At 62.7% G+C, this 26,997-nt stretch carries 24 protein-coding genes; 9 read left to right on the forward strand and 15 right to left on the reverse strand.

The window, feature by feature from the left end; all coding sequences use genetic code 11:
* Nucleotides 1-2: 2 nt before the first annotated feature.
* Nucleotides 3-3,170, reverse strand: coding sequence for an efflux RND transporter permease subunit (locus KKP04_RS07995; RefSeq protein ID WP_215028961.1), 3,168 nt, complete (start codon nucleotides 3,168-3,170; stop codon nucleotides 3-5).
* The gene (locus tag KKP04_RS08000; protein WP_215028964.1) at nucleotides 3,167-4,303 is read right to left on the reverse strand and encodes an efflux RND transporter periplasmic adaptor subunit; all 1,137 of its coding nucleotides are present in this window, start codon (nucleotides 4,301-4,303) and stop codon (nucleotides 3,167-3,169) included. Before KKP04_RS08000 ends, KKP04_RS07995 begins: the two co-directional genes overlap by 4 nt.
* 306 nt (nucleotides 4,304-4,609) lie before the next feature.
* Between KKP04_RS08000 and KKP04_RS08005 the strand changes: the two genes are divergently transcribed.
* Both KKP04_RS08005 and KKP04_RS08010 read left to right on the forward strand, forming a co-directional pair.
* On the forward strand, nucleotides 4,610-5,152 hold the full coding sequence (locus tag KKP04_RS08005) for a hypothetical protein (RefSeq protein WP_215028967.1): 543 nt from the start codon (nucleotides 4,610-4,612) through the stop codon (nucleotides 5,150-5,152).
* A gap of 108 nt (nucleotides 5,153-5,260) precedes the next feature.
* Complete coding sequence (locus KKP04_RS08010) at nucleotides 5,261-5,611, forward strand: hypothetical protein (RefSeq protein WP_215028970.1); 351 nt, start codon at nucleotides 5,261-5,263, stop codon at nucleotides 5,609-5,611.
* A gap of 63 nt (nucleotides 5,612-5,674) precedes the next feature.
* On the opposite strand, the gene KKP04_RS08015 is transcribed toward KKP04_RS08010, so the two are convergent.
* From KKP04_RS08015 to KKP04_RS08035, 5 genes are all read right to left on the reverse strand, one after another.
* Nucleotides 5,675-6,958, reverse strand: a complete 1,284-nt coding sequence (locus KKP04_RS08015) for an O-acetylhomoserine aminocarboxypropyltransferase (protein WP_215028973.1) — start codon at nucleotides 6,956-6,958, stop codon at nucleotides 5,675-5,677.
* 214 nt (nucleotides 6,959-7,172) lie between these two features.
* Nucleotides 7,173-7,733, reverse strand: a complete 561-nt coding sequence (locus KKP04_RS08020) for a GNAT family N-acetyltransferase (RefSeq protein ID WP_215028976.1) — start codon at nucleotides 7,731-7,733, stop codon at nucleotides 7,173-7,175.
* Between the two features lie 124 nt (nucleotides 7,734-7,857).
* On the reverse strand, nucleotides 7,858-8,976 hold the full coding sequence (locus KKP04_RS08025) for an NAD(P)/FAD-dependent oxidoreductase (protein ID WP_215028979.1): 1,119 nt from the start codon (nucleotides 8,974-8,976) through the stop codon (nucleotides 7,858-7,860).
* Nucleotides 8,973-9,701: a methyltransferase domain-containing protein gene (locus KKP04_RS08030; RefSeq protein WP_215028982.1), complete on the reverse strand. Its 729-nt coding sequence runs from the start codon at nucleotides 9,699-9,701 to the stop codon at nucleotides 8,973-8,975. The genes KKP04_RS08025 and KKP04_RS08030 overlap by 4 nt, the downstream gene beginning before the upstream one ends.
* A 4-nt stretch (nucleotides 9,702-9,705) precedes the next feature.
* On the reverse strand, nucleotides 9,706-10,767 hold the full coding sequence (locus tag KKP04_RS08035) for a type III polyketide synthase (protein ID WP_371818733.1): 1,062 nt from the start codon (nucleotides 10,765-10,767) through the stop codon (nucleotides 9,706-9,708).
* A 219-nt stretch (nucleotides 10,768-10,986) separates the two neighbouring features.
* Here KKP04_RS08035 and KKP04_RS08040 point away from each other — a divergent pair, with 219 nt between their 5' ends.
* The gene (locus KKP04_RS08040) at nucleotides 10,987-12,276 is read left to right on the forward strand and encodes a lytic murein transglycosylase (RefSeq protein WP_215028988.1); all 1,290 of its coding nucleotides are present in this window, start codon (nucleotides 10,987-10,989) and stop codon (nucleotides 12,274-12,276) included.
* 34 nt (nucleotides 12,277-12,310) lie between these two features.
* Here KKP04_RS08040 and KKP04_RS08045 read toward each other — a convergent pair whose 3' ends face one another.
* Complete coding sequence (locus KKP04_RS08045; RefSeq protein ID WP_215028992.1) at nucleotides 12,311-13,087, reverse strand: 3-hydroxybutyrate dehydrogenase; 777 nt, start codon at nucleotides 13,085-13,087, stop codon at nucleotides 12,311-12,313.
* A gap of 71 nt (nucleotides 13,088-13,158) precedes the next feature.
* Nucleotides 13,159-14,040: a transporter substrate-binding domain-containing protein gene (locus KKP04_RS08050; RefSeq protein WP_215028994.1), complete on the reverse strand. Its 882-nt coding sequence runs from the start codon at nucleotides 14,038-14,040 to the stop codon at nucleotides 13,159-13,161.
* Between the two features lie 84 nt (nucleotides 14,041-14,124).
* Between KKP04_RS08050 and KKP04_RS08055 the strand changes: the two genes are divergently transcribed.
* On the forward strand, nucleotides 14,125-15,117 hold the full coding sequence (locus tag KKP04_RS08055; protein ID WP_215028996.1) for a hypothetical protein: 993 nt from the start codon (nucleotides 14,125-14,127) through the stop codon (nucleotides 15,115-15,117).
* Here the strand turns inward: KKP04_RS08055 and KKP04_RS08060 are convergent.
* A complete protein-coding gene (locus tag KKP04_RS08060) occupies nucleotides 15,074-16,063 on the reverse strand; it encodes a hypothetical protein (RefSeq protein ID WP_215028999.1) in 990 nt (329 codons plus the stop codon). The genes KKP04_RS08055 and KKP04_RS08060 overlap by 44 nt on opposite strands.
* Before the next feature lie 88 nt (nucleotides 16,064-16,151).
* Nucleotides 16,152-16,394, reverse strand: a complete 243-nt coding sequence (locus KKP04_RS08065) for a DUF6471 domain-containing protein (protein WP_215029002.1) — start codon at nucleotides 16,392-16,394, stop codon at nucleotides 16,152-16,154.
* 102 nt (nucleotides 16,395-16,496) lie between these two features.
* On the opposite strand from KKP04_RS08065, the gene KKP04_RS08070 reads away from it, so the two are divergent.
* On the forward strand, nucleotides 16,497-17,483 hold the full coding sequence (locus KKP04_RS08070; protein WP_215029005.1) for an IS1595 family transposase: 987 nt from the start codon (nucleotides 16,497-16,499) through the stop codon (nucleotides 17,481-17,483).
* A 3-nt stretch (nucleotides 17,484-17,486) separates the two neighbouring features.
* Here KKP04_RS08070 and KKP04_RS08075 read toward each other — a convergent pair whose 3' ends face one another.
* Nucleotides 17,487-18,260: a KilA-N domain-containing protein gene (locus tag KKP04_RS08075; RefSeq protein ID WP_251133977.1), complete on the reverse strand. Its 774-nt coding sequence runs from the start codon at nucleotides 18,258-18,260 to the stop codon at nucleotides 17,487-17,489.
* A 234-nt stretch (nucleotides 18,261-18,494) separates the two neighbouring features.
* On the reverse strand, nucleotides 18,495-18,923 hold the full coding sequence (locus tag KKP04_RS08080) for a hypothetical protein (RefSeq protein WP_215029008.1): 429 nt from the start codon (nucleotides 18,921-18,923) through the stop codon (nucleotides 18,495-18,497).
* A gap of 53 nt (nucleotides 18,924-18,976) precedes the next feature.
* On the opposite strand from KKP04_RS08080, the gene KKP04_RS08085 reads away from it, so the two are divergent.
* From KKP04_RS08085 to KKP04_RS08100, 4 genes are all read left to right on the forward strand, one after another.
* Nucleotides 18,977-20,035 carry a glycosyltransferase family 2 protein gene (locus KKP04_RS08085; RefSeq protein WP_371818736.1) on the forward strand — a complete coding sequence of 353 codons (1,059 nt, stop codon included), beginning with the start codon at nucleotides 18,977-18,979 and terminating at the stop codon, nucleotides 20,033-20,035.
* Nucleotides 20,036-20,164: 129 nt separating this feature from the next.
* Nucleotides 20,165-21,136, forward strand: coding sequence for a hypothetical protein (locus KKP04_RS08090; protein WP_215029024.1), 972 nt, complete (start codon nucleotides 20,165-20,167; stop codon nucleotides 21,134-21,136).
* A 10-nt stretch (nucleotides 21,137-21,146) separates the two neighbouring features.
* On the forward strand, nucleotides 21,147-24,197 hold the full coding sequence (locus KKP04_RS08095) for a hypothetical protein (RefSeq protein ID WP_215029027.1): 3,051 nt from the start codon (nucleotides 21,147-21,149) through the stop codon (nucleotides 24,195-24,197).
* 233 nt (nucleotides 24,198-24,430) lie between these two features.
* The gene (locus tag KKP04_RS08100; protein ID WP_215029030.1) at nucleotides 24,431-25,162 is read left to right on the forward strand and encodes a metallophosphoesterase; all 732 of its coding nucleotides are present in this window, start codon (nucleotides 24,431-24,433) and stop codon (nucleotides 25,160-25,162) included.
* 57 nt (nucleotides 25,163-25,219) lie between these two features.
* On the opposite strand, the gene KKP04_RS08105 is transcribed toward KKP04_RS08100, so the two are convergent.
* Nucleotides 25,220-26,029 carry a TIGR02186 family protein gene (locus KKP04_RS08105; RefSeq protein WP_215029033.1) on the reverse strand — a complete coding sequence of 270 codons (810 nt, stop codon included), beginning with the start codon at nucleotides 26,027-26,029 and terminating at the stop codon, nucleotides 25,220-25,222.
* 1 nt (nucleotide 26,030) lies between these two features.
* Nucleotides 26,031-26,942 carry a sulfite exporter TauE/SafE family protein gene (locus KKP04_RS08110; RefSeq protein ID WP_215029036.1) on the reverse strand — a complete coding sequence of 304 codons (912 nt, stop codon included), beginning with the start codon at nucleotides 26,940-26,942 and terminating at the stop codon, nucleotides 26,031-26,033.
* Between the last annotated feature and the right edge of the window lie 55 nt (nucleotides 26,943-26,997).

Genomic DNA, 26,997 nt, shown 5'->3' on the forward strand with positions numbered 1-26,997 from the left:
CCCTACTCCGCGGCCTTGCGCGGCGGCTCGGGAAGGACATCGGCCATCTCGGGTTCCCGCGCCTCCTCGTCCGGCGTGGCCTCCGGCGGCGCTTTCGCGCCGCGCGTCAGCCGGCTTTGCAACTTGTCGAGATAGAGATAGATCACCGGCGTCGTGTAGAGCGTGAGGATCTGACTGAGAGCCAGACCGCCCACCATGGCGTAGCCGAGCGGCTGCCGCAGTTCCGAGCCGGAGCCGGTGCCGAGCATCAGGGGCACGCCGCCGAGCAGCGCCGCCGCCGTCGTCATCAGGATCGGGCGGAAGCGGAGCAGCGCCGCCTCGCGGATCGACTCTTCCGCCGATAGCCCGCGTTGCCGCTCCGCCGTGATGGCAAAGTCCACCATCATGATGCCGTTCTTCTTCACGATGCCGATCAGCAGGATGATGCCGATGATGCCGATCACCGACAGGTCGAAGCCGAACGCCATCAGCATGAGCAGCGCGCCGACGCCCGCCGAAGGCAGCGTCGACAGGATCGTGAGCGGGTGGATGAAGCTCTCGTAGAGCATGCCGAGGATGATGTAGACGGTGATGAGCGCGGCCAAAATCAGGATCGGCGTTGTGCGCAGCGAATCCTGAAAGGCCTGTGCATTGCCCTGGAAGCTGCCTATCAGCGTTTTCGGCGCGCCGATTTCCGCCATCGCCGCGTTCACGGCCACCACACCCTCGCCGAGCGAAACGCCGGGCTTCAGGTTGAAGAACACGGTCGCGGATGGAAACTGGCTCTGATGGGTAATCGACAGATAGCCCGTCTTGTCGGTGTCGAAAGTCACGAGCGTCGAGAGCGGCAGCATCTGCCCGGTATTTGGCGAGCGCACATAGAGACGGTTCAACACGTCCGGCTGCGTCTGAAGTTCCGGCAGGATTTCGAGCACCACATTGTAGGTGGAAAGCTGCGTGTAGTATTGCACAACCTGACGCTGGCCGAGCGCGCTGTTCAGCGTCGCGTCGATATGCTGGGGCGTGATGCCGTAAAGCGAGGCGCGGTCGCGGTCGATCCTCACCGAGAGTTGCGGCGCGTTGATCAGGAGATCGGTCGAGACGTCGGCGAGCGCGGGCAGAGTCTTGAGCTTCGCGACGATGCGCGGCGTCCACTCGTTCAGCTCTTCGAGGCTCGCGTCCTGAAGTGTATACTGGTAGAGCGCGCGCGATGCCCTCGCCCCGACAGTAATGTCCTGCGCGGGCGACAGGAACGCCGCCGCGCCCTGCACCTCGGCGAGCTTCGGGCGCAGCCTGTTTACGATATCGAGCGCTCCCGTCTGGCGCTCGCCCCACGGCTTCAGCCGAATGAAGATGCGGCCGGAGTTGAGCGTTGCTCCGGGCGATGAGCCGAGAAAAGAGGCGACAGTGGCGACGTCGGGATCTTCGGCGATGATGTCGGCCAGCGCGCGCTGACGCTTCACCATCTCGCCGAACGAGATGTCCTGCGGCGCGTCGGTGATCGCCACGAGGATGCCCGTATCCTGGACCGGGAAGAACCCCTTGGGGATGATGACAAACAGATAGATTGTCAATCCGAGGGTTGCGAAGAAGACCATGAGCGTGAACAGGCGGAAGCGCAGCGCCACGTCGAGCGTGCGCGCGTAACCCGCCTGAAGCGCCTCGAAAAAGCGGCTGATCGCGCGCGAGACGAGGCCCGGCCGCTGCTCGGCGTGCGGCGTCAGGTAGCGCGCGCAAAGCATCGGCGTGAGCGTCAGCGCCACGATGAGCGAAACCGCGATGGTTACGCTGACGGTCATCGCGAATTCATGCATCAGCCGCCCGATGATCCCGCCCATCAGCAGGAGCGGGATGAACACCGCGACGAGCGAAAGGCTGATCGACAACACGGTGAAGCCGATTTCGCTCGCGCCTTTCAGGGCGGCGCGGAACGGCGTCTCGCCGTTCTCGACGTGTCGGACGATGTTTTCGACGACAACGATGGCGTCATCCACCACGAAGCCGACCGCGATGACGAGCGCCATGAGCGAGAGATTGTCGAGGCTGAATCCCGCGACATACATCACCGCGAAGGTGCCGATCAGCGAGATCGGCACGATGGCGCTCGCGATCAGCGTGGCGCGGAGATCGCGCAGGAACAGGAGAACGACAAGCACCACGAGCCCGATGGTGAGCGCGAGCGTGAACTCGACCTCGTGGACAGAGGCGCGGATGGTCTCCGTCCGGTCGTTCATGACTTTGATGTTGACGCCCGCCGGGATCACGCTCGCGAACCTTGGAAGCGCCGCCTTGATCGCGTCGACCGTCTCGATGACATTGGCGCCCGGTTGCTTGAAGACGACGAGCAGCACGGCGCGCTTGCCGTTGGCCCATGCGCCTGAAAGCGTGTTCTCCGGACCCGCAACGGCCCGCCCCACATCCGAGACGCGGATCGGTGCGCCCTTGCGATAGGCGAGGATGACCTTGTCGTAGTCTTCCGGCTTCACGATCTGGTCGTTCGCCGCGATGGTGAAGCTCTGTTCCACGCCCTGAACGGTACCCTTCGCGGCATCGGCGGTGATGGTGCCGAGCATGGCGCGCACGTCTTCCAGCGTCAGTCCGCGCGAGGCGAGCCGCTCCGGATCGACCTGCACGCGCACCGACGGCTTCTGCTGCCCGCCGATGATGATATTTGCGACGCCGCGAATTTGCGAAATCTGCTGCGCGAGGATATTTTCCGCCTGGTCGCTGACTTCGGTGATGGGCAGTGTGTCCGCCGTCACCGACAGGATGATGATGGGCGGATCGGCGGGATTGAACTTGCGATAGCTCGGCGGCGAACTGAGCGAGATGGGCAGCTTGCGACCGGCGGCCGTGATCGCCGCCTGCACGTCCTGCGCCGCCGCGTCGATGCTGCGGTCCAGCTCGAACTGGATGTTGATTTGCGTATTGCCGAGCGTGCTCGTGGAAGTGAGCTGCGTCACGCCCGCGATCTGGCCGAACTGCTGTTCGAGCGGAGTGGCGACCGACGAAGCCATGGTCTGCGCCGACGCGCCCGGAAGCTGCGCCGAAACCTGGATCGTCGGGAAGTCCACCTGCGGGAGAGGCGCGACAGGCAAATAGAAGAACGCCGCCACGCCCGACAACACGATGGCCGCCATCATCAAAGTGGTCGCGACCGGGCGAAGAATGAAAGGCGTGGAAATGCTCATGTGCGGCCCGCTGCGTCGTTCGCGGCGACGGGCTTTGTCTTTTGCTCGATCTGGATGCCGGGGCGGAGGCGATACTGGTTCGACACGATGACGACATCGCCTTCGGTCACGCCCTTGGCGATCACCGTTTCGTCTTCATGGCTCGGCCCGATTTCCACGGCGGCCATCTCGGCGCGCCCCTGAGGCGTGGCAACCCAGACGTAAAGGCCGTTCGGCCCGCGCTGGACCGCGGCGGAGGGCACGGTGACTGCGTTCCTGCGGATATCTGCCTCGACGAGGACGGGCGCATATTGGCCCGGCCACAGCGCATCGTTCTTGTTGTCGAACTTCGCCTTGAGGCGGATCGTGCCCGTCGTCTGATCGACCTTGTTGTCGATGACCGTGAGCTTGCCAGTCGCCACCGGCTTTTTCGCATCGTGATCGAGAGCGACCACCGAAACGGGCCCCGCCTTCTGCGCCTCGCGGATCAAAGGCAGCCTCGCCTCCGGCAGGGTGAAGACGAGCGAGATCGGATCGACCTGCGTCAGTTCCGCGATGAAGCTCTGGTCGCTTGCGCGGACGATATTGCCGACGTGAACCGCCGAGATGCCGATACGCCCGTCAAAGGGAGCGGCAATCGTGGTATAGCTGAGGTTGGTTTCAGCGGTTCGGATGGCGGCTTCGTCGGCCTGCACGAGCGCGCGTCCTATGCCGACTTTCGCGGTGAGCTGATCCACCGTCTGCTGCGAGGCGAAGCGCTGGGTCGAAAGCTGGACACTGCGGCTGAGGTCTTTCTCGTCGGATGCGAGTTGAGCCTTGTCCTGCGCGAGCTTTGCCTTGGCCGAGTCGAGCGCCGCGCGGTAGAGGCGCGGATCGATGATGGCAAGCACGTCGCCCTTCTTGACGAATTGGCCTTCCGCGAAGTTGACCTTGTTGAGCGTGCCGTCGACCCGCGAGCGGATCTGCACGGTCTGGAAAGCTTCGACCGCGCCGATACCGGACAAGAGAACGGGCACGTCGCGGACGCGCGCGGGCACGGTGGAGACGACGACGGCGGCGGGCGCCGTCGCAGCCTTCATGGCGGATTTCGGCGAAGGTTCCGCCATCAGCGCGACGGCCGCCGCGAGGGCGAGAAGCGCAATGCCCACTAACACTTTACGAACCATCAAGAACCCATGGATTTCCCTGACGCACGGATGCGCGAGGACGCTCTCGTCGGGGCAACGCGGCTGTCGGTTACCGCCACGCATCCCTTACGTTTGACACGCCCTCGCGTGAAACCCTGCGCATCCTGTAAACGATTGCTCTCGGCGCGATGTACCGAAATCAGCACGCCGGGATTTCCGTTTCCAGCGGTCCGGAGTATGCAGGAGAAAACCCAGCGCTAAAAGCAAAGTGCGGGGATAACAGGCAAGTCTTACCGTCTTTTAATCATTGCCGTCGAAGGGGGAAACGACGAAATGCTGAGGGCAATCGCGGCCGATGCCGTGTACTGCGCCGCCATACTGGTGGAAAGCCTGGCGCTCCTGTCGATCCTGGAGGGCGCCTTTGGGCTCGCGTTCGGCGAGCTTTTCATCCCGATTCTGAAAACGTGGCGCGACGCGACCGAGCCTTTCGTCGGCTTCGGGGCTGCCCTGTTTTCGTCGAGTCCACCGGTCTGGGTCGTCGACGCCGCCGCGATTTCGGGGGTGCTCTTCTTCCTGTTCTTCATCGGTCAGGCGCGCAAGGCAATCGCGCCCTTCGAAGACGGGACCTATCCGCCCGGCGCGGTGGTGACACGTCAAGACGCCTTCATCGACGACGCGCTCCCGACGGTGCTTTGCGCGCTCGGCGCCGTGCTGTTCGCGCCGACGCTCCTGCCGCTGCTGACGCTGCCCGTCGCGCTCTGGCTGCTCGGCCGCAAGCTTGTCGGTCGCCCGGCGTGGTTTGCCGTTTCGAACGCATATTATGTGAATTGCGCGCTTCTGGCCTGCGTGGCGGCGGCAGGCTTCTGGTTCGGGTGATAGTCCGGTCGGAAACGTAAATGGAGCCCGGTAATCTTCTTACGTAAATCCGGCGTCCACTTTTATGGCGCATGCTGCAAGCCACACTGCCAACCGGGATTGAACGCCATGAGAGCGTCACTTATGTTTTGCGCCGCCGCTTCGATGTTTCTCGCGGCCGAGGCCCAGTCTCTGCCGAGGTTCGATGCGCCCGCGACGGTCACATCCCCGATCCGCGTTTCAGACATCGGGCGCAGCTACGGGCGCGGCGACCTGTTCTCGAACTGGTGCGCCTATAATTGCTATCGCGTCAGCCCATGCGCGCAGGGCGGCTGCTACGGTCGATACCACTACAGCCAGTATCCCTACGACGAGGATCTGCCGTTCCGCTATCGCTGGGATTCCGACGCGAGCATTCAGGACAACATCCTTGCGCGCCTCAATCCGGGGTATCTGCGGGCATTCGAGCGCCGCTATTGAGAGGCCGACGCGCGCCCGCGAGACCGGGTTACGTCCGGCCTCGCGAGATACGCCGCGCGAACACTACTGCTCGGCAAGCGCCTGTTCGAGGTCGGCGACGATGTCCGCCGCGTCCTCGATGCCGATGGAGAGGCGCACGGTGTCGTCGCCCGCGCCCGCCGCTTCGCGCTGCTCCGGCGTGAGCTGCGAATGGGTCGTGGAGGCCGGGTGAATGATGAGGCTTCGCACGTCGCCGATATTGGCGAGAAGCGAGAACAGCTTCACGTTCGCGATGAGATTGACGCCAGCCTCATAACCGCCCTTCAGCCCGAAGGTGAACACTGCGCCTGCGCCCTTCGGCGTGAGCCGCTGGGCCAGCTCATAATAGCGGTTGCCCGGCAGGCCCGCATAGTTGACCCACGCGACCTTCGGATGCTTCTCGAGCCACTCGGCGACCTTCAGCGCATTTTGCACATGACGCTCGATGCGAATGGGAAGCGTTTCGATGCCATTCAGGATCAGGAAGGCGTTGAACGGTGAAATGGCGGGGCCGAGATCGCGGAGGCTCAACACGCGCGCGGCGATAGCGAACGCGAAGTTGCCGAAAGTCTCACCGATGTTGAGGCCGTGATAGGACGGGTTCGGCTCCGTAATCGCGGGATAGCGCCCGCTTTGGAGCCAGTCGAACGTGCCGCTGTCGATGATGGCGCCACCGAGCGAATTGCCCTGACCGCCGAGGAACTTGGTGAGCGAATGCACGACGATGTCTGCGCCGTGCTCCTTCGGGCGGAAGAGATAGGGCGTCGCGAGGGTGTTGTCGACGATGAGGGGCACGCCTGCTTTCCGGGCGACCGCCGCAATCGCGGGCACATCGATGACGATGCCGCCGGGGTTCGCGATGGACTCGACAAAGATGGCTTTCGTCTTCGGTGTGACGGCAGCCTCGAAGCTCGCCGGGTCGTCGCCGTCGGCCCAAACCACGTTCCAACCGAACTTCTTGAAGGCGTTGTTGAACTGGTTGATGGAACCGCCATAAAGCTGACGCGCGGCGATGAACTCGTCGCCCGGCTCAAGCAGCACGTGGAAGACGAGAAACTGAGCGGCGTGACCCGACGCGACCGCGAGCGCCGCCGTGCCGCCTTCGAGCGCTGCGAGGCGCGCTTCGAGCACGGCTTGCGTCGGGTTGTTCATGCGCGTGTAGATGTTGCCGAACGCCTGAAGGCCGAACAGGGCGGCGGCATGCTCGGCGTTATCGAACACATAGGATGCTGTCTGGTAGATGGGCGTGATGCGCGCGCCGGTGGCGGGGTCGGGTTGTGCGCCAGCATGGATGGAAAGGGTTGCAAAGCCGGGTGTCGTGTCGGTCATCAATCATCCTCCGTTTGGGGAGATTCAACCGCCGATCCCACATGAAAGCAATCATTTTTCGCGCTGTAAGGCAAAGCTCGCGCGAATAGCAAAAATATTGCGATACGGCTCTTCCGCTGCGCAACGCAGAAGCACGAGGGAAGGCAGCCGCGCCAGCGATTTGCGGGAGGAAGTTCCGGGGCGATCTGGCGGGCTTGACATTCAAGGCGTCGCTTCAGCCTCGGCTGCGCGCGTTCCAGCCTTCGCGCGTGATTTCCCAGAGTTCCGCTTCGCAAATGCCGCCGACATAGCTTCGCTTTTCGACGGCGACGACGCGGGCGCCCTGCTTTTCGGTGACGCGGCGGGAAGCCCTGTTATCCGGGGCCTTCGCGACCCTCAGCGTTTCGCGGCCGAGCGTATTGAACCAGAAGTCCGTCACGGGTTCGCAGGCCTCGGTCATGATGCCTTGCCCGTGCCACGGCAGCCCCAGCCAGAAGCCGCGATTGTCGTCTTGCGCGTCTCTCAGCTCGACGCTGCCGATATGGTGATCGGGACCGCCCTTGAGCCAGATCACCCAACTCCACAGTTCGCCTGCTTCGACGGCCGGAAGCACGAAATCCCGATAGAAAGTCAGCGCGCCGTCTTCGGGATAAGGCCAAGGCACACGATCACTCAGAAAGCGCACGATTTCCCAGTTCGGGAAAAGAGCCTGCGTCGCGGCGGCGTCCTCCATGCGAGGCGGGCGAAGAATGAGGCGTGGCGTTTCGAAGGTCGGGATCATCGCGACACCTTTCATAGATCGGTCTCGTCGATACGATCCCCAAGCTATAAGGCGCAAACCGGCGAAAGACCATAGCGGGCACCGATGACGCTTCGTTTTGAACAGACTTTTATGATGCGTCGGCCGTGCCGCGACGACGCTACAACGCGGCTCGATCGAGCGCGCGCGGCGGAATGCGCGTCCAGTCCGCGCCGAGCGACAGCATGCGCGGGAGCATATAGGCGGCATTCATCGCTATCTTCTGTCCCATCGGGCTGACGAGCAGGCGCGACAAGGCCGTGGCTCGGCGAAGCTGTGCGGACAGATCGCGGGCAAGCGCCGCCTGATAGGCCTCCGCGCTTCCGCCGGAAAGGTAGATTTCGGCGGCGCGATGCGCGGTGTGGAGTGCGATCGACATGCCGTCGCCCGAGAAGGACGGAATGACGGCTGCCTGATCGCCGATCCGCCAGAGCCAGCCATTCGAACGGGCGAGAAAGCCGTAGGGCAGGCCTGCGATGGCGAGCGGCTTGCCGGTGAGGCATTCAGCGCCGGAAAGCCGCCGTCCGGCGTGCGGTGCTTCATGCTGAAGCGCGTCGAGCAGCGCTTCCCATGAGCCGTAGCGTTCGGCGTAGATGTCCTTGCGGACGATGAGGCACAGATTGGCGCGCCCGCCCTCGACCGGCTGAAGGCCGGCATAGCCGCCGCGAAACAGGATGAGTTCGATATGGCCGGAAAGCGCCGCCGCCTGGTCGGGCCGGAGCTGCCAGTACGTCTTGAACGCGAGGCATTCGGGGTGGGCGCCGCGCTCGCGCTTGAAATCCTTGATGTCGTGCTTTCCGCTGGCGAGGAACGCGGCGTTCGCAAACACTTCGCTGCCGCGTTCGGGCAGGAAGGCAAAGCCGTTCATCGTTCCACGCACGCCCTTGATGCGTACCCCGCGCCGGATTTCCGCGCCCGCGCTCGCCGCAAGCCGCAGCAGCGCCTCGTCGAGCACACGCCGCGACAGGCTTCGCGCCTCGAAGGGGAGCGGCGCCGTGACCGGTTCGCTCGGCCCCGCGAGCCGCACGTGGGTGAGCGTCAACGCGCCCAGTTCGTCCACCGGAAGGCCGAGCGACTCGAGATAGCCGACGCCCTCGTGGCTCAGGAATTCGCCGCATACCTTGTCGTGGGGCACGGCTTCTTTCTCGAACAGCACGACGCTGCGCCCGTCCCGCGCAAGATGAGTGGCAAGGGCGGCCCCAGCCGGGCCCCCGCCGATCACCGCTGCATCGTAATTCATGCCGCCGCGTCCCTGATCCGCGTCACGCAAAGCCTGAACGGCGTCCACGACTCGATGCTCGTGGCGCCGGGGGCAAGCCCCGCCTCGGCGAGCAGCCTTTGCCAGTCCTCGCGCTTGAAGGCGCTCGCGACCGACACGGGCCCGTCGTGGCGCATGAAGCGGTGCCGGCGCGTCGCGAAGAACACGGCCTTGAGAAAATAGTAGGGCAGCGGATGGCGCTCCAGATCGTTGACGATCCAGCCAATGCGCGCCGTATCCTCCATCCAGCGAATGAAACGCACGAGTTCCGGTCCCGGCAAATGATGGGTGAACAACGAAGACATCACGATATCCACCCCCAAATCAGGCCGAAAGTCGAACAAATTTGCCGTGATCCATGTAAGGGTCTCTGAGGGTGGCGTCGCTTCTGCTGCGGCGCGCGCCGCGCGCGGGTTCATGTCGACGCCAAGGAATTGCGCCGCGAGCCCGTTTTTTCGCGCCCAGCGGTCCACCTTGCGCGACATGTCGCCGTAACCGCTGGCGGCGTCGACAACGACGAGCGGGCGGTCTTTCGGCCAGCGGCCCTCCCGCTTCAGCCGCCGGAAAAAGGCCAGCGTCGGGCGATAGGCGAGCGACAACTCGTTCGCGCGTGTGAGTTGTCGAAGCACCGCGCGGTGCTCCTCGTAAGGCACCTCCTCATGGTCCATCAGTTCCGGTGTGGTATCCCGCCGGGAGAAATCGGGCATCGCGCTACACGGCCTCGAAAAGCATCGTCTCCGCCGTAAGCCCCGGCCCGAACGACATGGCGCAGCCTTTCGCGCCTGCCCGCGCGTTCTCAAGCACGGACTTCAGCACGAAGAGCACGGTTGCGGACGACATGTTGCCGAAGTCCCGCAGCGTTTGCCGAGACGCCTCAAGCGCCGTGATCGGCAGGCTGAACGCGGCTTCCACCGCGTCGAGCACGGCGCGACCGCCCGGATGCACGGCCCAAAGCTCGACGTCCTTCGTCTTCCAGCCGTTGAGGATGGCGTCGGCGGCGCGGTTGATCGCCTCGCCGACAGAGGCCGGGATGCGGGTCGACAGCACCATGTCGAAGCCGAGATCGCCGATATGCCAGCCCATTTGATCCGAAGCCTCGGGCATGACCGTCGCGTAAAACCGCTCCATCGAAAGGCCCACCGGTTCGGCGCTGATGAGCGCCGCCGCCGCGCCGTCCGCGAACAGGAGAAAAGGCATCATCTGCTCGAACTCCTGCGTTTCCTGAAAATGCAGCGTGCAAAGCTCGATGCTGACGACAAGCACCTTCGCGGATGGTTCCGAGCGCACGATGTGGCGCGCGAGCTTCAGCGCATTGATGGCCGCATAGCAGCCCATGAAACCGACGATGGTGCGCTCGACGGTAGGGTTGAGGCCCAGGCGGCTGACGAGTTCGAGGTCGACGCCGGGTGCCGAGAAGCCCGTGCAGGATGTGACGATAAGGTGGCTGATCTCGTCCTTAGTCGCGCCGAGGTCCAGCCGCGTGACCGCGCGCTCGGCGAGGATAGGCGCTTCGATCTCGTATTGACGCATGCGCCTGCCGGTGCTCGGGAAATTGCCGGGTGCGTAGAAGACTTCGCCGTTGATCGACGCGCCTATGTGGTCCTCTGCGGGCACGACGCATGAGAAGCGATTTTCGATCTGGCCCATTTGCACGAGGCGGTCGAAAATCGAGCGCTGCCGTGTATCCGTCAGTATCTGCCTCTGAAAAGCGATGAAGGCTTTATGGACCTGATGGGGCGGGACTGCGGTCGCGATCTTGTTGATGTAGGCCACGGACAAGGTAAACCTTTCAGAAATCGGCGTTGACCATAAAAAGACAAAATTTTACCCGCTGTGATTGTCCCTCCTATGATAGGCCAACTTCAGGGATGGCATGATTTCATCCCCCGACGCGCACCTGACGTGATGCGTGATCCCGAAGACCCCGAACAGGCAAGCAGGCGGCGAGAGCGGAAAGCCTTGCGCCGCCGCATGTTCCACGAGGTAGACAAGATGATACATCGGAGACAGCACAAAATATCCTCTCTCGTCGCGTTTTGCGGCGGATTGCTCTGCGTCCTTTTGGCCGTCTCGATCGCGCGACCCGCGCTCTCCGCCGAGCCGACACAGGACGGCTTTCGCACATGGGTCGCGTCGTTCCGGCAGACGGCACTTGATGCGGGCGTCAAGCCCGAGGTCTACGACCGCGCCACGCGCCCGCTCACGGCGGATTTCAGTTTGCCCGATCTCGACATCGGCAACCGCAAATCGCAGGGCGAGCAGCCGGAATTCGTGCGCACGCCCGCGCAATATGTTTCCGAGCAGCAGATGGCGAGCTTGCGCGTCAAGGGCCGGAATCTGGCCGCGCGCCACGAGAAGACGCTGGCCGACCTGAAAAGCCGCTACGACGTCGACCCCTACATCATGCTCGGCCTATGGGGCCGGGAAACCGCGTTCGGCACGCACCACGACGGCTATAGCGGGCTTCGCGTGCTCGCCACGCAAGGCTATATCGGGCGGCGCGCGGAACTGTTCCGGAAGCAGTTCATCGACGCGCTGAAGATGGTGCAGATCGGCGCGATTACGCCCGAGACTTTCAAGACCTCGTGGGCGGGCGCGTTCGGCCTCGTGCAGTTCATGCCGACGGACTATCTGAAATACGCGGTCGAACCGGACGGGCGGAAGCTCGACATCTGGCGCTCGGTGCCCGATGCGCTTACGGCGCTGGCGCGCAACCTCCACGCCATCGGCTGGAACGCGAAGGAACCGTGGGGCTTCGAGGTGCGCGCGCCGGAAGGCGTGGATTGCAGCCTCGGCTATCTCGACCTGACGAAAACGGTCGGCGAATGGGAGCGTCTCGGCGTGCGACCGCTGAAGGGCGAGCGGTTCCCGGACGCGCTGCGCGGGGTTGAGGTGTCGCTGCTTCAGCCCGCCGGCATCTACGGCCCGGCCTTTCTCACCACGCAGAACTTTCAGGTGATCCGCGAATACAACAAGAGCGACCTCTATGCGCTCTATGTCGCCCATCTCGCCGACCGCATCCGCGGGCAGGGGCCCTTCGCCAAGGCGTGGGAGCCGATCCGCCAGGTTCACACCTCCGACGTGGAATATTTGCAGAAGCGACTGAGCGGCCTCGGCCTCTATGCCGACACGGTTGACGGCAAGGCGGGCGGGCGCACGCGCGCGGCCGTTGGCGCATATCAGAAGCGGGCGGGGCTTCCGCTGACGTGCTGGCCGACTGACGCCATCGTGGCGCATGTCAAGGCGAACGCGGGCAAGGCCACGCTGAACGAGCGACAATAGCGGGAGATGCGGCGGCACGTCCGCCGCGATCCGCTCAGTTCATGAACCAGCCGTGGCTGACCACGAGCGACTGGCCCGTGAGCGCGTTGGTCGGGAAGGCCGCGAAGAACAGCGCCACCTCGGCCACGTCCTCCATGGTGGTGAATTCCTTGTCCACCGTCTGGCCGAGCATGATGCGCTCCACAACCTCCCTCTCGGAGATGTTGAGGCGCGCGGCCTGCTCGGGGATCTGCTTTTCGACGAGCGGCGTCTTCACGAAGCCCGGACAGATGACGTTGGTGCGCACGCCGTGGCTTGCGCCTTCCATCGCGATCACGCGCGCGAGGCCCTGAAGCCCGTGCTTCGCGGTCACATAAGCCGATTTCAGCGCGGACGGCGCTTTCGAATGCACCGAGCCCATGAAGATGATCGTGCCGGACTTCTGCTTGTACATATGCGGCAGGCACGCCTTCGAGGTGAGGAACGCGCCGTCGAGGTGGATCGCGAGCATCTTCTTCCAGTCGGCGTAGGGGAAAGCCTCCACCGGATGCACGATCTGCACGCCCGCGTTCGACACGAGAATGTCCACCGTGCCGAAGGTCTCCACGGTCTTCGCGACGCCCGCATTCACGGCGTCCTCGCTCGTCACGTCCATTTCGAGCGCAATCGCCTTGTCCGGCCCGCCGAGCGAGCGCGCTGCCTGCTCGGCTGCGTCGAGCCTCACATCCGCGATGGCGACGCGCGCGCCCGCTTGCACGTAGCGTTTCGCGATTGCCAAGCCGATGCCGCCCGCCGCACCGGTTACGATGGCGATCTTTCCGTCGAGTTCCATGCTGTCCTCGCGCTTTCGATTGAGTTGGATCGGTGTAGTGCAAACACAGAACGCTTCGGCCGCTCCGCGCTCTAATAAAGCGGCAGCGGGAAATAACGTAGCATCAGTTCTTCATATCGGCCCGAAGCCTTGACGCGGGCGAGCGCGTAATCCAGTACCTCGCGCAGGCGCGTATTGCCCTTCTTCACCGCGATGCCGACGCCGTCGCCGAAATAGCGCGCTTCCGTATAGCCGCCGCCCTTGAACTCGCAGCAGCGGTTCGCGTCGGTGCCCTGTATCCAGAACATCAGCGAAATGCCGTCCCCGAACAGGAGGTCCACGTTGCCCGCCTTCAGCGCGCCGCGTGCGTCGGCGGCGGTGTCGAACGGCACGATCTTGGCGCCGTCGAAGAAGTCGCGCAGGAACGCCTCGTGCGCGGACCCCTTGATGACGGCGACCTTCTCGCCCCTGAGCGCCTCGACCGAGACTTCGCGGAACAGCGCGCCGGTCCGGCCGACGAAGCGCGCGGGCGTCATGTAATAGCGGTTGGTGAAGTCCACGTCGGCGACCGTCTTGCCATTGATGGCCATGGAAGCGATCACGGCATCCGCTTCATTCGCCGTGAGCGAAGGCACGAGCGTCGACCATTCGGCGGCGGAGACGTCGCAATCGACGGAAAGCTCGCGGCAGATGGCGCGGGCGAGGTCGATGTTGAACCCCGTGAGCCGGCCTTCCTCGTCATAGTAGTTGAAGGGCGGATAGTCCGCCTCCGTCAGCACGCGAAGCTGCGGCAGCCACGACCAGTCCGGCTTCGGTCCAACCTGAATGTCTCGCAGCTTCTGCGCGTTCTCGGCCCTTTCGGCCGCGTCGGGATTGTCCTCGGCGGCGAGCACCGTAACCGCGAAAACCACACAGAAAAACAGCGCGATGAGGCGGAGCGCCCGGCGCGGCGGCAACAGTCTCGAACTTATCATTGGCCGCAACCTTCAGTTTGTGGACAGGGCATCCGCAGGCGGTCTTTCTCATCCTGTAATATAAGTTTTGCGTAAAGAGAAAAAATGGACCTCGCTCCGCAGTCCTTCGTCCCGTTCGAGTGGAAGCATACCCCTTCCGAAATTGCGCACGCAAGCGGTAGCAGCCGCGTCCCGGCGAATTCCGATTGGGTTCTGAGCGACATCGAGCGTGGCTTTCTTGTCGAACTCGGCGCGTCCCCAAACCAGATCCGAAAACTTGAGAACGACGCGGCCCGCGCCCGCGTCGGGCTGGTGCAGGCGGCCGTAGCGCAAGGCGCGATCAAGGCGTCGGACCTGACGGGGCGGCTGTCGCGCTCGCTCCAGCTTTCCGAACCCGCGGACGGAGAAGCGACGCGGTTGCCGGAAATCCTCGACGATGCATGGCGGCTCTTCGAAAAGCCGGTGCGGTTTTCGGGCGGGGGCGGCTCCATGATCGCCGTCAATGGGGAGACGTATTCGCCGACCACGCTTGCGGCGCTCGCGCGTCGTCTCGGGCCGAAGCGCGACCGCGTCATGCTGATGACGCGTCAGCAGCTGATCGACGCGGTGACGCGCTCGCATGGCCGCGAGCTTGTCGAAACGGCCGTTCGCGGGCTCCTCAAGGCGCGGCCCGATTGGAGCGCGAAGGCTGGGGTTGCGCCTTGGCAACTCTATTTCGCCACGGTCCTGGCCGGGCTCGCGCTGGGCGCGGTCGCAATCGCTCCCGCCGAAACCCTGACGCTCGCATCGCTGATATTGTCGGTCTTCTTCCTGCTGACCATCGCGCTGCGGGCCGCAGCCGCTATCAACATCGCACTGCCGCGCCGGAAGGCGAAGGAAGCACGCCTGCTTGGCGATGCCGAACTTCCCCGCTATACGGTGCTCGTGCCGCTCTACAGGGAGACGGCGATCCTGCCGCATCTGGCGCAGGCGCTCGCTGCTATCGATTATCCCGGTATTATGGCGCAAACGCCACAAGGGGCTTTGAGTGAGAGCCCGCGCGGTTCTGGCCGCCTTAGTTTGCTTCATTATGACGTTGGCAATAATAGCCATAAATAACTTCTTCACCGGCGGAGCCAATCCACGTTATCAACTGAGCAAATTTAGTGTAGTGAGTATCCCCAAAAATGTCATCGTATTCGATACAACCCCAAATATAAACCGCTCTTTCTACACCGAGTTTTGTCGCAGCGACTTCATCATCTGGAATAAAGGTTTCTACTACCTTATTGATTATAAAATGTTGGTGCGGACCCAATACAGCGGCATGTTGAGTACTTCGTTCGGAAGGTTCGGGAAATGCAAAATCATCCGGCAAGATAGCTGGCAATATTGCGATATTTGCCCAATAACTAAGCTTATGAGCTGGGGTTCCCCCGTTATTAACAATTACTGGTCTTGCTTCAAAACGGACGTTTTTTTCTCGTTCCTGATAGATTGCAGTGCCTACCAAAACAGATACATAGGCGCGCATTTGCATTGCGGTTCTTTCCCGAAGAGCGGCAACGCTTTCAGCGCCAGTCTTGACACTTTCGGCAATGCCATCGGCGACACGCTCCATAGCGGTAGCAGCTCGCACGGCTTCTGCGATGGAGGCTTTGGTGTCGGCGGATTGCCCTCTGGCAAGCTCGATTTGGCCCGAGATAACGTGCCCCTGCCACGCTCCAATGACGACAAGAAAGAAGGTAAAAATAGCCAAGAGCGTATCAGTTATTTTCAGCTTTCTGCCGGAAATGACCCAAAACTCGGAAGCGTCATCTCCGCTTTTTTGGCTATCTGGCTGGCCTTCCATGCGCAAATGGCTGGGTGGCGTTTCCTGTACATGGATAAGTTTCTCAGAGGAGGCTTTCTGTTGCTGGCTGGTATTTCTATCGCCCTTAGCAGTACCGTTGGGATGCTGTTCAATCTTGACCCGTTGAGCATTCTGTTGCTCGTTTGCGGAATCAGCATGTGATTGCTTCTCCAGCCCACAGAAGACTAAAAAAGAAATCAGCGAGAGTGCCACTATACTCGCCAGCCGATACCTCTTTAACATTCTCAGTCGCCGCTCCTTAAGGAGTGAATTGGATTCGACTATCTTTATAAGCTTCTCGTTAAATATCCTCCAGCCTAATCCCATCCTTTCCCAACGCCAGCAGCACGGAGACGAAAAACGTCGCCGTGAACGTTCCCCGCTTCAGCTTGGACTTGATTGAGTCCTTCGTTTCCTTCTGAAACCCATGTTCCTTGAGGCGTTCGGCTAGCGCCTCATAGGTGACGTTTGCCTTCTTCAACTCGCCCTTGATGTAGCGCGATAGGCGTTCGGCAAGTTCCTTGCCGCCTTCTTCTGTGTCCATAGTGTCACTCCTGATCTGAAGCGATCATATCTGACACTTTCTGCGTTGACAATCCCTATCTTAGGTGTCATATTCGACACCATAAGAACGGGGATGACACCAATGGCGCAGCACTTCCTACTCTCCAAGGCAGCAAAGACCCTCAGCCTTGCTCAGGTGTTCCGCATGTCGGATGAGAAGGCGGAAGAAGTCTTCGCTCAAATCCGCTGGCCTGAGACAAAGGGCGCTCCGGTTTGCCCGCATTGCGGCGGCGTGGATGCCTACTCGGCTCGCCGCGCTAACGGTTCCCTGCGCTTCCGTTGCCGCGCCTGCGCCAAGGACTTCACGCTTACCTCTGGCACGCTCTTCGCCTCTCACAAGCTCCCGCTCCGCATGTATCTCGCGGCTATAGCGATCTTCTGCAATGAGGTGAAGGGCAAGAGCGCGCTCGCGATCTCCCGCGATCTCGGCGTGTCCTACAAGGCTTGCTTCGTGCTCCTGCACAAGATCCGCGAAGCGATGGCGGCTGAACTCAAGGGCCGCGTGATCGGCGGCGAAGGCAAGGTTGCGGAAGTCGATGGCGGTTATTTCGGCGGTTACGTCAAGCCCGCCAACCTCTCAGAGAACCGCCGCGACCGTCGCTTCGCCAAGAACCAGAACGGCAAGCGCCAGTGCGTCGTCATCATCCGCGAGCGCAACGGCAATTCCCTTCCTGCGGTCTTCAAGGCCGAAAGCCACGCCGCTGCCTTCATCAAGGCCCGCGTTGCCAAGGGAACCACGCTTAACGCCGATGAAGCCGGTTCGTGGAACTCGCTGGACAGCCATTTCGAGATGGCCCGCATCAACCACGAGGAAGCCTATAGCCTTGACGACGCCTGCACCAATTGGGCGGAAAGCTACTTCTCGCGTCTCCGCCGCGCGGAAATCGGCCATCACCACCACGTCGCGGGAACCTACCTCCTTCGCTACGCTCAGGAAGCCTCATGGCGCGAAGACAACCGCCGCGTTTCAAACGGCGATCAGGTGAACCGCATCGTTGGCCTTGCGCTCTCCCGCAAGCCGTCCGTTGACTTCGCGGGGTATTGGCAGCGGCACAAGGCCGCTGCCTAAGCCCTAACTGGCCATCTTATTCGGAGCGGGCAAGAGTTTAGGCAGATACGTCAATGCCGCCTTATCTCGTTCTCTGAAATATTCCGCCGCCCGCAAGGGAAGCCAGATATTTCGGAAGTGCGCCCGGAAATCTGGAAGTAGATATTCCGGGTAGGCACGCGCTTGCACGGGCTTTCGACCATCGGCGAAAAGGTGAGTGTAGGTTGGTAGGCCATTCGGCTCAAAGCCTCTATCGCGGAGCCATTTTGCAAACATTCTACCCTCAGATATGTCGGGCCACATGCGCTCAGGAAGAGTGTAGCCTTCCATTTCCAATGGCGCGATGAGCGCGATAGTCATCTCCGTCAAAACAGAGAAATAACCCCTCGGCACGTTCTGATAATTCAGCACGTAGCGTTCTAGATGAAATGGCAACGGCGCGCGGGTGGGCTGGATGCCGCGCGACATCCAATCATAGACCCATGTTGTGACTTGCACTGCGAAGCGCGCAGAAAGCCATTGAGCGAGATGGATGGCTACCTTCGGGTGCACCCAAGTACCCTGCTGATCGGGGAAACCGCCCTTAACTGTTTGAATTTGTTCCGAAGCGGGGATTCCCGCTTCGGAAAACAGGGCATCCAAGAATGCTTGCGTGGTGTCAAGCCGATGGTAATCGAAGAAGCGCTTCCCCGCCGCTTTGCACATAGCGGTGGCGTTCACATAACCGTCTTTGATGCGCTGGTTTATGATTTCCCCTTCGAGCGTATGGGGGATCATCTCATGCATGTTTTTGTTCAAAACATCGCCTCGCGAGAGTGTGAATCGAGGTTGACACTTGACCAGAGGCGGTGGTGTGTTAAAAACACTACATCCTTGGGGCATCAGACCTCATTCAAGGTTGCAAAAAACCCGCTGAGCGCGTCCGGCCACAGAAACGCTCGCGGGTATTTCTAATTTGACGCTTTGCAACAGTTTCGGTCAAGCATAGGCGACCGAATTCCACAGCGCGGTTGTTGATATCTTTTTGTCAACTTAACCGCTTGGCAGCCTCCACATCAGCGCCGTCCCCTTTTTCCCGACCCGTTCGATCTTTCCCCGTGAAGCCTGCATTCTCAGCGCATGGATAAGCTGGGCCGCGAGGGCCTTCGCCAGAACCTTGTCTCCGACATCGAGGCCCTTCGCTCCCATCACATGCAAGGCAAGCTCACGGGTTGATTTTGGGCCGCTGGCGAGCGCTTCCTTGCAGAGCGCGATTTGCTCCCCTCTCTTGAACAACCGATAGACATCCACATACCTGGGCATGTCCTCTGGATCGCCTGAAGCCTCAAAGATCTTGATGCAGGCGTTCACATGAGCAAGGTCCGCTCTCGCCTGCTTTATGCGATCCTCATAGAGCTTGATGGATGAAACGATCTCTTCGCGCTTTGAACGTAATGTCGTAACTGTGCGTATCTCTGTCATGCCCTTGAATCTAAGAGCAAATCAGATGATTTTCTTGTGGCGTTTGCGCCATAATACCGGATTATCCCGCCGCCAAGCTCGACATCAAGATCGTGCTTGAAGCGTCTGACCGCGCCACCATCGAAGCGGCCGAAAAGCTCGCCTTCCCGGGCAATGTCGATCTCGTCATCGTACCGGATCGGGAGCCGCGCACCAAGCCGAAGGCCCTGAACTTTGCGCTTCACTTCGCGACCGGCGAATTCGTCGTGATCTACGATGCGGAGGACCGTCCCGAGCCGGATCAGCTTCGCAAGGCGGCGACGGTCTTCGCGCAAGCGCCCGCCACACTCGTCTGCCTCCAGGCCCGCCTCGATTATTACAACGCGAGGGAAAACTGGCTGTCGCGCCAGTTCACCATCGAATATGCGACGCTGTTCCGGGGGCTTCTGCCGCTGCTCGCGCGCTTCCGCCTGCCGCTGCCGCTCGGCGGCACGTCGAACCACTTCCGCACGTGCGCGCTTCGCGAGGTTGGCGCGTGGGATCCATACAACGTCACCGAGGATGCGGACCTCGGCATGCGGCTCGCGCGGGCGGGCTATCGCACGGGCACACTCGAATCCACGACCTGGGAGGAGGCATGCTGTCGTCCGATGCCGTGGATCAGGCAGCGCACGCGCTGGCTCAAGGGCTGGATGCAAACCTTCGGCGTGCATATGCGCAGCCCCCGCGACGCGATGGCCGAACTGGGTTTCGCGGGGTTTCTCTCGTTCCATGCGTATTTCGCGGGGATCATCGTTTCAGCGCTGGCGCATCCCGTGTTTTACATCCTGATGCTTTACGAGGCACTTCAGGGGAGGCTGTTTGCCGGAGAAGGCGCGGCGGAAAACCTGCTTCTCTGGATCGCCGCAGTGAATTTCGTCGGCGGTTACGCGGCAAACATCGCGCTTTCGGCGTTTGCAGTCGCCGAAACTCGTCATAGACATCTCATGGCGCATGTCCTCTTCATTCCCATCTACTGGCTGTTCGTGTCGGCGGCCGCCTATCGCGCGTTGTGGCAACTTTTTCGCGCGCCGTTCCACTGGGAAAAAACCGAGCACGGTGTGAGCCGCATCGCCCGCCCGTTCCCGGCGTGACACGCGCCTCCGTGCGAAAACGCCGCCGGGAACATCGGCGGGCTTCCCCAATCGTTACGAATCAGTTAACCTGAACAAAGGGTTGAGTATCGGAGGGCGATTTAGCAAGCGACGCGCGGGCAGCACGTTATGACAGCAATCAGAAACGACGCGCGACTGCCGCCGCAGGCGAATCCGAAATGCCTCAAACCGATCTCCCCGGTAGAAGTCGTGGCGGGCTATGTCGCCTCGCGCCGCGACGGTTGCCCGAAGGCCGAGGCGCTCGACGCTCTGGCGGAATTCTCCCTCGCCGAACCCGCGCTGAACGAGGCCATCAAGGCGCGGCTCGTTGCCGAAGAAAGCGGCGTGTTGCGCGCGGCACAGCCCACAACGGCGACATGGCCTGAAACAAGGCGCGCTCTCGCATTAAAGGCGCTCGGGGATGCCGATGCCGGTAAGGGCGTCCGGGCGCGCGCGGACCTCGGCGCTATCGCCTTGCGCAAGCTTTACGGCCTCGAAATGCGCGCCGCGTCCCCCTCGCGCGGGGAGGTGCGCTGCGAGCTTCTGCGTCTGATCCTCCTTGCGCTCGGCGACCGTTACGCGATCCACCTTCTTCGGCCTCAGCGGTCTTTTTCCTTCGATCCGATGAGCCGCCGCATCTATCTCGCCTTCGCCGGTCTCGACTCGGGTACAGTGCTCGAAGCCGATGCCGCCCTCCTGTCGTCCGCCTTCAATGGTCCGGCGGGGACGCTCGCCGACTTGAGCGCGACGCTCATCAGAGCCGCGCTGACGGCGGGAGAGAAAGGGGCGGTCGAGACGAAGGGGGCATTTCGCTTGGACGGATTCGCCGACTCGGTCAGGAAGCTCGCCCTGCACCTTGAAACCCGGCCCTATACTGGCCGCGTTGCCATCGCACAGGTTTACGACGCCGGGCTTGCCGCCGGGCTCGCGCTTGGCACGCTCGACGAATTCAAGCAACATCTGGCCGAAGCCGCGCGCGAAGGACTCCTCGACCTCGAACGTTACGACATCGCCGGCCCCCTCGACCCGAACCTGAAGGAACGCTCCCGCCTGCGTCTCGGACGCGACGAACGCCACTTCATCGTCAATCAATGGATGTAACGCCACCCTCATGGACCTCCGCCTCAAGGCTTTTAAAAGCCCCGAATTCGACCGCGTTTTCAGCGCCGTAGCCTCGCTCGCCGGCGCGGCGGACGAAGAGCGGCTGGACGTGGCCGAAATCGAGACCGATGCGGACACCGGCCTTTCGTCCATCGTCGCGCAGGCGCGCGCGCAGAACCCCGACCCGGCCTCGCGCGTGATGCTCATCAAGGGCGCGACCGGCACCGGCAAGACGCACACGCTCCTTACCGCCATCCGCCGCATGCACCAGAAGGGCGGGGTCTACGCGGCGCTGTTCCCGATGGTGGACCTTGTCGCGGAAAAGGATCTCGACGCGTGGCTTCTGCGGGCCATCGTCTCGCGCCTGTCCGAGCGCTATCTCGTCGATGCGGGCTCGCCGTCGCCGCTGACGCGCCTCGCCGCGTCGCTGCTTCAGCGTGGCGACCCGGCGCTCGTAACCGCGTTCTGCCATGAAGTGCTCGACGAACATGGCGACATTCGCGATTTCGACCTGCGCCCGCTCATCGTTTCGATCCGCGCCGCGCTCCAGCGCGAGTCGCATCTGCCCGTGCCTTCCGAAGCATTCGTGACGGCGCTGCTCGGGGCTGCGGCTGGCGACGACGAGTCCTTCGCCTATCTGCGTGGTCAGCCGCTGAATGTCAGCGTCGGCGGTGTGCGTCTCATGCAGGGCGTGGAAGATTACATTCCGCGCGGCCATATCGATGCGCTGGTGAATGTCATCGGCGCGACCGGCGGCACGCTGTTCCTGGCGTTCGACCAGCTCGAACAGAGCCGTGTTGCGGGATGGGAGCAGCGCCTGCGCCATCTGTTCAGCCGTGGCGCGCTCCTCGCCGAGACGCTGCCGCCGCTTGCCGTCGCCTATGCCGTGCTGCCCGCGCTTTACGACACCATTGCCGACGGTATCGACGGTTCGATCCGCGACCGGCTGGAGCGTTTCGGCGCGATGCCGGTGCGCCTGAAGCCCCTCGGTCGGCGTCAGGCGGAATCGATGTTGCGTCGGCGGCTCGCGGAGCTTTTCGCCCGCACGGGCGCGAAGCTCGATCCGGCAGAGCCGCTTTATCCCTTCCCTGCGTGGATGATCGACGAACTCGGCGCGCAGACGCCGCGCTATGTCTTCGAACTCATCCAGCAATTCCGCCGCGTGTATCTTCAGATCGGGCGCGTTCCCGATATCGACGATATGCCGCCGCCGCCCGCGCCGCTGGCGGAAACGCTGGTGACGCTCGCGCCCGCTACCCCCGGCATCAATTTCGACGACAAGTGGCACGGCGAGTTGACCTCGCGTGTGGTTCAGCCATCGGTCGGCAATGGGCTTCAGCAGGCCGAAATCCTCGAATGGGCCGTGCAGGCCGCCGCTCCCGAGATCGAGGGTGTCGATGCCATCAAGACGCGCCGCAGCGTGCGCGGGCGCTGCGGAACCGTCGTCATCGAGGCCGACTTCCAGAAGGATGGGCAGAGCGTCGAGCGGCGCGAGATCGCGCTGTGCAACGAAGGGCGCGGCGCACCGCTGGCCGAGGAAATCCGCAATTTCCTGCGCAGCGTGAACGGTTCGCGCCCGGTGATCGTGCGCCCGCGTGGCGGACGCCTGCCGAAGACCGGCCGTTTCATCGCTCCGCTTTTGCGCGACGCCGACGACATGCACGCGATCATCGTGCCCCATTTCGAAATGCTGTGCTGGGAGCGGCTCGACGCCGCGCGCCATTTCTTCCGCGTGTGCAAGGATCTGCCGGGCTTCGAGGATTGGCAGCGCGAGGCGCGGCCGCTGACGAAGGCCGTCTCGCTCTGGGATATCGTCCAGTTTCCTTATGTGGGTGCGCCCGTTGAAGACGAGGACGAAGCCGCAAGCGAGAAGGGAAAGGCCGCGCCGAAGGAAGCCGCACCCCCGCCTCCGCCCGCGCCGCGCCGCCGTCAGCCTTCCGCGCCTGCCGTCATGCTCGGCACGCATGAGGACGGCGGCCCGGTCCACTGGGCGCCGTTCGAGACCGAGGCGAAGCTTCTGAACTTCGGCATCCTCGTCACGGGCGATCCCGGCTCCGGCAAGACGCAGACGCTGAACGTGCTGATCGACGGCATCGCGGGGCTCGGCTTCCCGATCTGCATCTTCGACTTCAAGAACGACTATTCCGAACGCAGTTTCGTGCAGGCCATCGGGCTGAAGGTTCACGACGTGCGCCGCTTCGGCATTCCGTTCAACCCGCTCATGCCGTCGCCCAGCGATGACGGGTTGGCGCAGCCTATCGAGCATATTTTCACCATCACCGGCGTGTTGAAGCGCGTCTTCGGCCTGGGCGACCGGCAGACGGCGGTGCTGCGCGACGCGATGAAGGAGGCTTTCGAGCGGCGCGGTATCAATCCGCAGCGCTGGGTCGAAGCCGAGTCCATTCGCCCGCCGAGCTTCGACGACGTCGTCGCCATCCTCGAAGAGCAGAAAGAGACGAAGAACCCGCAGGCGATCAGCCTTCTCGACCGCATCGCGCCGCTGTTCGAGCTTGGGCTGTTCCCGAAGTCGGACGAACTGCCGGTGCCGTTCGAGGCGATGCTCGACGAGCGGCTTGTCCTGTCGCTGTTCGCGCTGCCGACGGACGAGATCAAGGCCGCGCTCGCCGAACTCATCATCATCCGCCTGCATGGCGTGCTCTTGCGCCGCGTGCAGCCGAGGAAGCTCACGCGCCTGCTGGTTGTGGACGAGGCGTGGCGCGTCGCGAACTCTTCGCATCTCGAAAGCCTCGCGCGCGAGGGCAGGGCGTTCGGCGCAGGGATAGCCATCGGGACGCAATATCCGGGCGACCTGCCGCCGGACCTATCGGGCGCCCTCGACACCAAGATCTATCTGAAAAATCAGCAGCCCGATCACAAGAAGGCCGTGGTGCGGGCGTTGTGCGGGGCAAATTCGGGGCCCGAAGCGGCCAATCTTCATGGCGTGCTGGAGCGCCTCACGCAATTCGAGGGGCTGATCCAGAACCAGCATTATCTGCCTTATGCGCGGTTCCGGCTGTTGCCCTATTTCATGCGGACTGCGCAGAGCACGAAGGCGGCTTGAACGCGCGTTAGTCTCGATGGCGACTTTGTGGCGAAGGGGCAACATGCGCCAAGTTTTCGCCTCGATTGATCGAAAGTAAACCGAAGTAATTGTTTTGTAACATAAGGCTCACGAATCAGTCATCCTCCACCCTGTTTCACAGTCAATGCATGTCCGTTGTGCGGCGTATTTCCCGGACGGCGCGTGCGGGTTCCGGCTTGAGTTCATCGCCGGCCTGCTGAGGGCTAACAGGAATGCTTGCTGCAACGCTTGCGCGCGACACAACCGCGTTACTTCACGATTCAGGCGCTTCGCGAATTCTTCTCGGCGGTAAATCTTTCATCGCCGACCCGACGGGCGCTCTTTACTGGCCTGCGGAAAACACGCTTATCGTCGCGGACCTGAAACTGTCCCAGTGCTCGTATCTTGAGGGCGAGGACGTCGTTCTGCCGCCCTACGATCAGGCATCCGCCTTCGAAAAGCTCGAAGACGCGCTCGACCGCTACGACCCGCTTCGCGTCGTGGCGCTCGGCAACAGCTTCGCGGTTCACTCCCCCTGTGCGCTTGCTCATCATCAGCGCGACTGGCTCCAGGACATGATGGAAGGCCGCGACTGGTATTGGGTGACGAACCACCTCACCGAAACGCCAGATGTGGGCGGCACGCTCGTGCCGCAGCTTGTGCTGGGCGGCATCAAGTTTCGCGGCGAGCCGGTGCGAGCGCCCATCGCGAACGAAATCGCGGGCGGCCTGCATCCGGTGGCGCAGGTCTCGCAATACGGCCATCGCGTGCGCGGGCGGTGCTTCGTGTCGAATGGCATGCGCATGGTGCTGCCGTCGCTCGGCGACTACTCCGCGGGCAACAACGTGCTGAATTCCGCCTTCGATCCGCTACTCGGTCAGGGCGGGCTTTATGTATGGTTCATCGCGCAGGCGCGTGTGAACCCGGTCGCCTCGCCGCAACTGATTGAAGATCGTGCGGCCTGACATTTCCGAATGCATGGGGGCATGCCAACCCGGGGGCGCGAGCGCTTCCGGGTTTTTTTACGCCCGTCGCCCCGTCAGGTACGATGTCGCGCCACCGACGACGGCCGCGAGCAAAACCGCGATGACGCCGTAAAGCCAGGGATGGTCGGCGGCGGTGGTCGACAACCGCGCCTCGATGCCGATCTTTCGCAGCCGGATGCGCGCCGTCGCGTCGCCGATGACCTTGCCGCCTTGCAGCACGTAGAAGTGCGCAACGTAAAGGCCCGGTCCGGCTGCGGCTGGCAGAAAGGTTTTCGTACGAAACAGGCTGACGCCAAAGAAATCGATTGCGCGCGCTTCTTCCACGAACAGCCCCGCCGCGTTCTTCTGCTTCACGAGCGCCGCCTCAAATTCCGACCGTGTGAGCTTCGAGGGCGGATTCTTCTGCTCGTCGCGGATCGGAAGGCTCAAGACGTCGATGCCGAGACCGTACCTGTCGCGTTCGGCGAGCGGCGCGATGTCGGCGAGCGGGCGCGTCGAAAGAACGGCGAAATAGTTCGGCACGCCGTCGAAGATCAGGCGCTGCGAATTCACCCAAAGCCCCGCGCGACGATCCTTCTTCCAGACGACGACGGGCTGGACCGGGCCGCGAAGCGTTACCGCGATGTCGAACGGCTCGTTCTTCAGCCGGTCGCGGTCGACCGCGCCGAACAGCACGACGCTCGTGCCGTCATAGCTGGGCTCGATGTAAAACTGATTTTGCGCGGCGCCTGCCTCGATGATGTCCGAGGTTGCCGAACCGGTGCCGCTGAACAGCATCAGTGCGAGCGCTGCCGGGACTGCGATCCGTCTCAGCTTTCGGGCGATGAGGGCGATCCGCGTTCCCATGTCAGGATTCGCTCGTGACGCTGAACATCTCGCCCGGCAGGATGAGGTCGACGCCGAGCCTGACGCCGACAGCAAGCACCAGCAGGGCGAGCAGGAGGCGCAATTCCTCCGCGCGAAGCTTCTGCCCCGCCGTTGCCCCGATCTGGGCGCCGAACGCGCCGCCGAGCATCAGCAGGAGTGCGAGAGCGATATCGACCGTCTGGTTCATCGCGGCCTGAAGCACCGTCGTGATGGCGCTCACGAAGATGATCTGAAACAGCGAGGTGCCGACCGCCACATTCGTCGGAACGCGCAGCAGATAGATGAGGATCGGCACGAGGATGAAGCCGCCGCCGACCCCCATGACGCCCGACATCACGCCGACGAGCACGCCGGCTACTACCGGCGGGATGGCGCTGATATAGAGTTTCGACGCTGGAAAGCGCGTCTTGAAGGGCAGGCCGTGCATCCAGCCATGCCGCCCCGTGCGCTTCGGGGATGGTTGGCCGCGCCTCACCTTGCGCAGAGCGCGCAGGCTCTCCACCAGCATGATCGAGCCGACCGCTCCCATGAACACCACATAGAGAAGGGACACGAACAGGTCCACCTGCCCGATCTGGCGCAAGTATCGGATGATGAGCACACCCCAGAACGCCCCCACCGCGCCGCCCGCGAGCAGATAAAGGCCGAGCTTCGTGTCGAGGTTCTTGCGGCGCGCTTGCGCGACTGTGCCCGTGATCGAGGACGCGATGAGCGGGTTCGCTCCGGTCGCGACGGCGACGGCGCTCGGCACGCCCGCGAAGATCAGAAGCGGCGTCATCAGGAAGCCGCCGCCCACGCCGAACATGCCCGACAGGAAGCCGACCGCGCCGCCGAGCCCAAGCATGAGCAGCACGTTGACCGGCATTTCGGCAATGGGCAGATACACCTGCATGGTTGGTGGAACCGGCGCGTGGCGGCTGGATGTTTCGGCGGTTTTAGATGAGAGG

The sequence above is a fragment of the Rhodomicrobium sp. Az07 genome (assembly GCF_018619475.1).
In the GTDB taxonomy this organism is placed as follows: domain Bacteria; phylum Pseudomonadota; class Alphaproteobacteria; order Rhizobiales; family Rhodomicrobiaceae; genus Rhodomicrobium.

Excerpts from the sequence above, each read along its gene's own strand:
- KKP04_RS08010 (WP_215028970.1), top strand. The coding sequence starts at position 5,261 with ATGAGAGCGTCACTTATGTTTTGCGCCGCCGCTTCGATGTTTCTCGCG.
- KKP04_RS08105 (WP_215029033.1), bottom strand. The coding sequence starts at position 26,029 with ATGGGAACGCGGATCGCCCTCATCGCCCGAAAGCTGAGACGGATCGCA.
- KKP04_RS08045 (WP_215028992.1), bottom strand. The coding sequence starts at position 13,087 with ATGGAACTCGACGGAAAGATCGCCATCGTAACCGGTGCGGCGGGCGGC.
- KKP04_RS08030 (WP_215028982.1), bottom strand. The coding sequence starts at position 9,701 with ATGCCCGATTTCTCCCGGCGGGATACCACACCGGAACTGATGGACCAT.
- KKP04_RS08110 (WP_215029036.1), bottom strand. The coding sequence starts at position 26,942 with ATGCAGGTGTATCTGCCCATTGCCGAAATGCCGGTCAACGTGCTGCTC.
- KKP04_RS08005 (WP_215028967.1), top strand. The coding sequence starts at position 4,610 with ATGCTGAGGGCAATCGCGGCCGATGCCGTGTACTGCGCCGCCATACTG.
- KKP04_RS08055 (WP_215028996.1), top strand. The coding sequence starts at position 14,125 with ATGGACCTCGCTCCGCAGTCCTTCGTCCCGTTCGAGTGGAAGCATACC.
- KKP04_RS08020 (WP_215028976.1), bottom strand. The coding sequence starts at position 7,733 with ATGAAAGGTGTCGCGATGATCCCGACCTTCGAAACGCCACGCCTCATT.
- KKP04_RS07995 (WP_215028961.1), bottom strand. The coding sequence starts at position 3,170 with ATGAGCATTTCCACGCCTTTCATTCTTCGCCCGGTCGCGACCACTTTG.
- KKP04_RS08100 (WP_215029030.1), top strand. The coding sequence starts at position 24,431 with ATGCTTGCTGCAACGCTTGCGCGCGACACAACCGCGTTACTTCACGAT.
- KKP04_RS08090 (WP_215029024.1), top strand. The coding sequence starts at position 20,165 with ATGACAGCAATCAGAAACGACGCGCGACTGCCGCCGCAGGCGAATCCG.
- KKP04_RS08080 (WP_215029008.1), bottom strand. The coding sequence starts at position 18,923 with ATGACAGAGATACGCACAGTTACGACATTACGTTCAAAGCGCGAAGAG.
- KKP04_RS08070 (WP_215029005.1), top strand. The coding sequence starts at position 16,497 with ATGGCGCAGCACTTCCTACTCTCCAAGGCAGCAAAGACCCTCAGCCTT.
- KKP04_RS08095 (WP_215029027.1), top strand. The coding sequence starts at position 21,147 with ATGGACCTCCGCCTCAAGGCTTTTAAAAGCCCCGAATTCGACCGCGTT.
- KKP04_RS08025 (WP_215028979.1), bottom strand. The coding sequence starts at position 8,976 with ATGAATTACGATGCAGCGGTGATCGGCGGGGGCCCGGCTGGGGCCGCC.
- KKP04_RS08015 (WP_215028973.1), bottom strand. The coding sequence starts at position 6,958 with ATGACCGACACGACACCCGGCTTTGCAACCCTTTCCATCCATGCTGGC.
- KKP04_RS08040 (WP_215028988.1), top strand. The coding sequence starts at position 10,987 with ATGATACATCGGAGACAGCACAAAATATCCTCTCTCGTCGCGTTTTGC.
- KKP04_RS08050 (WP_215028994.1), bottom strand. The coding sequence starts at position 14,040 with ATGATAAGTTCGAGACTGTTGCCGCCGCGCCGGGCGCTCCGCCTCATC.
- KKP04_RS08065 (WP_215029002.1), bottom strand. The coding sequence starts at position 16,394 with ATGGACACAGAAGAAGGCGGCAAGGAACTTGCCGAACGCCTATCGCGC.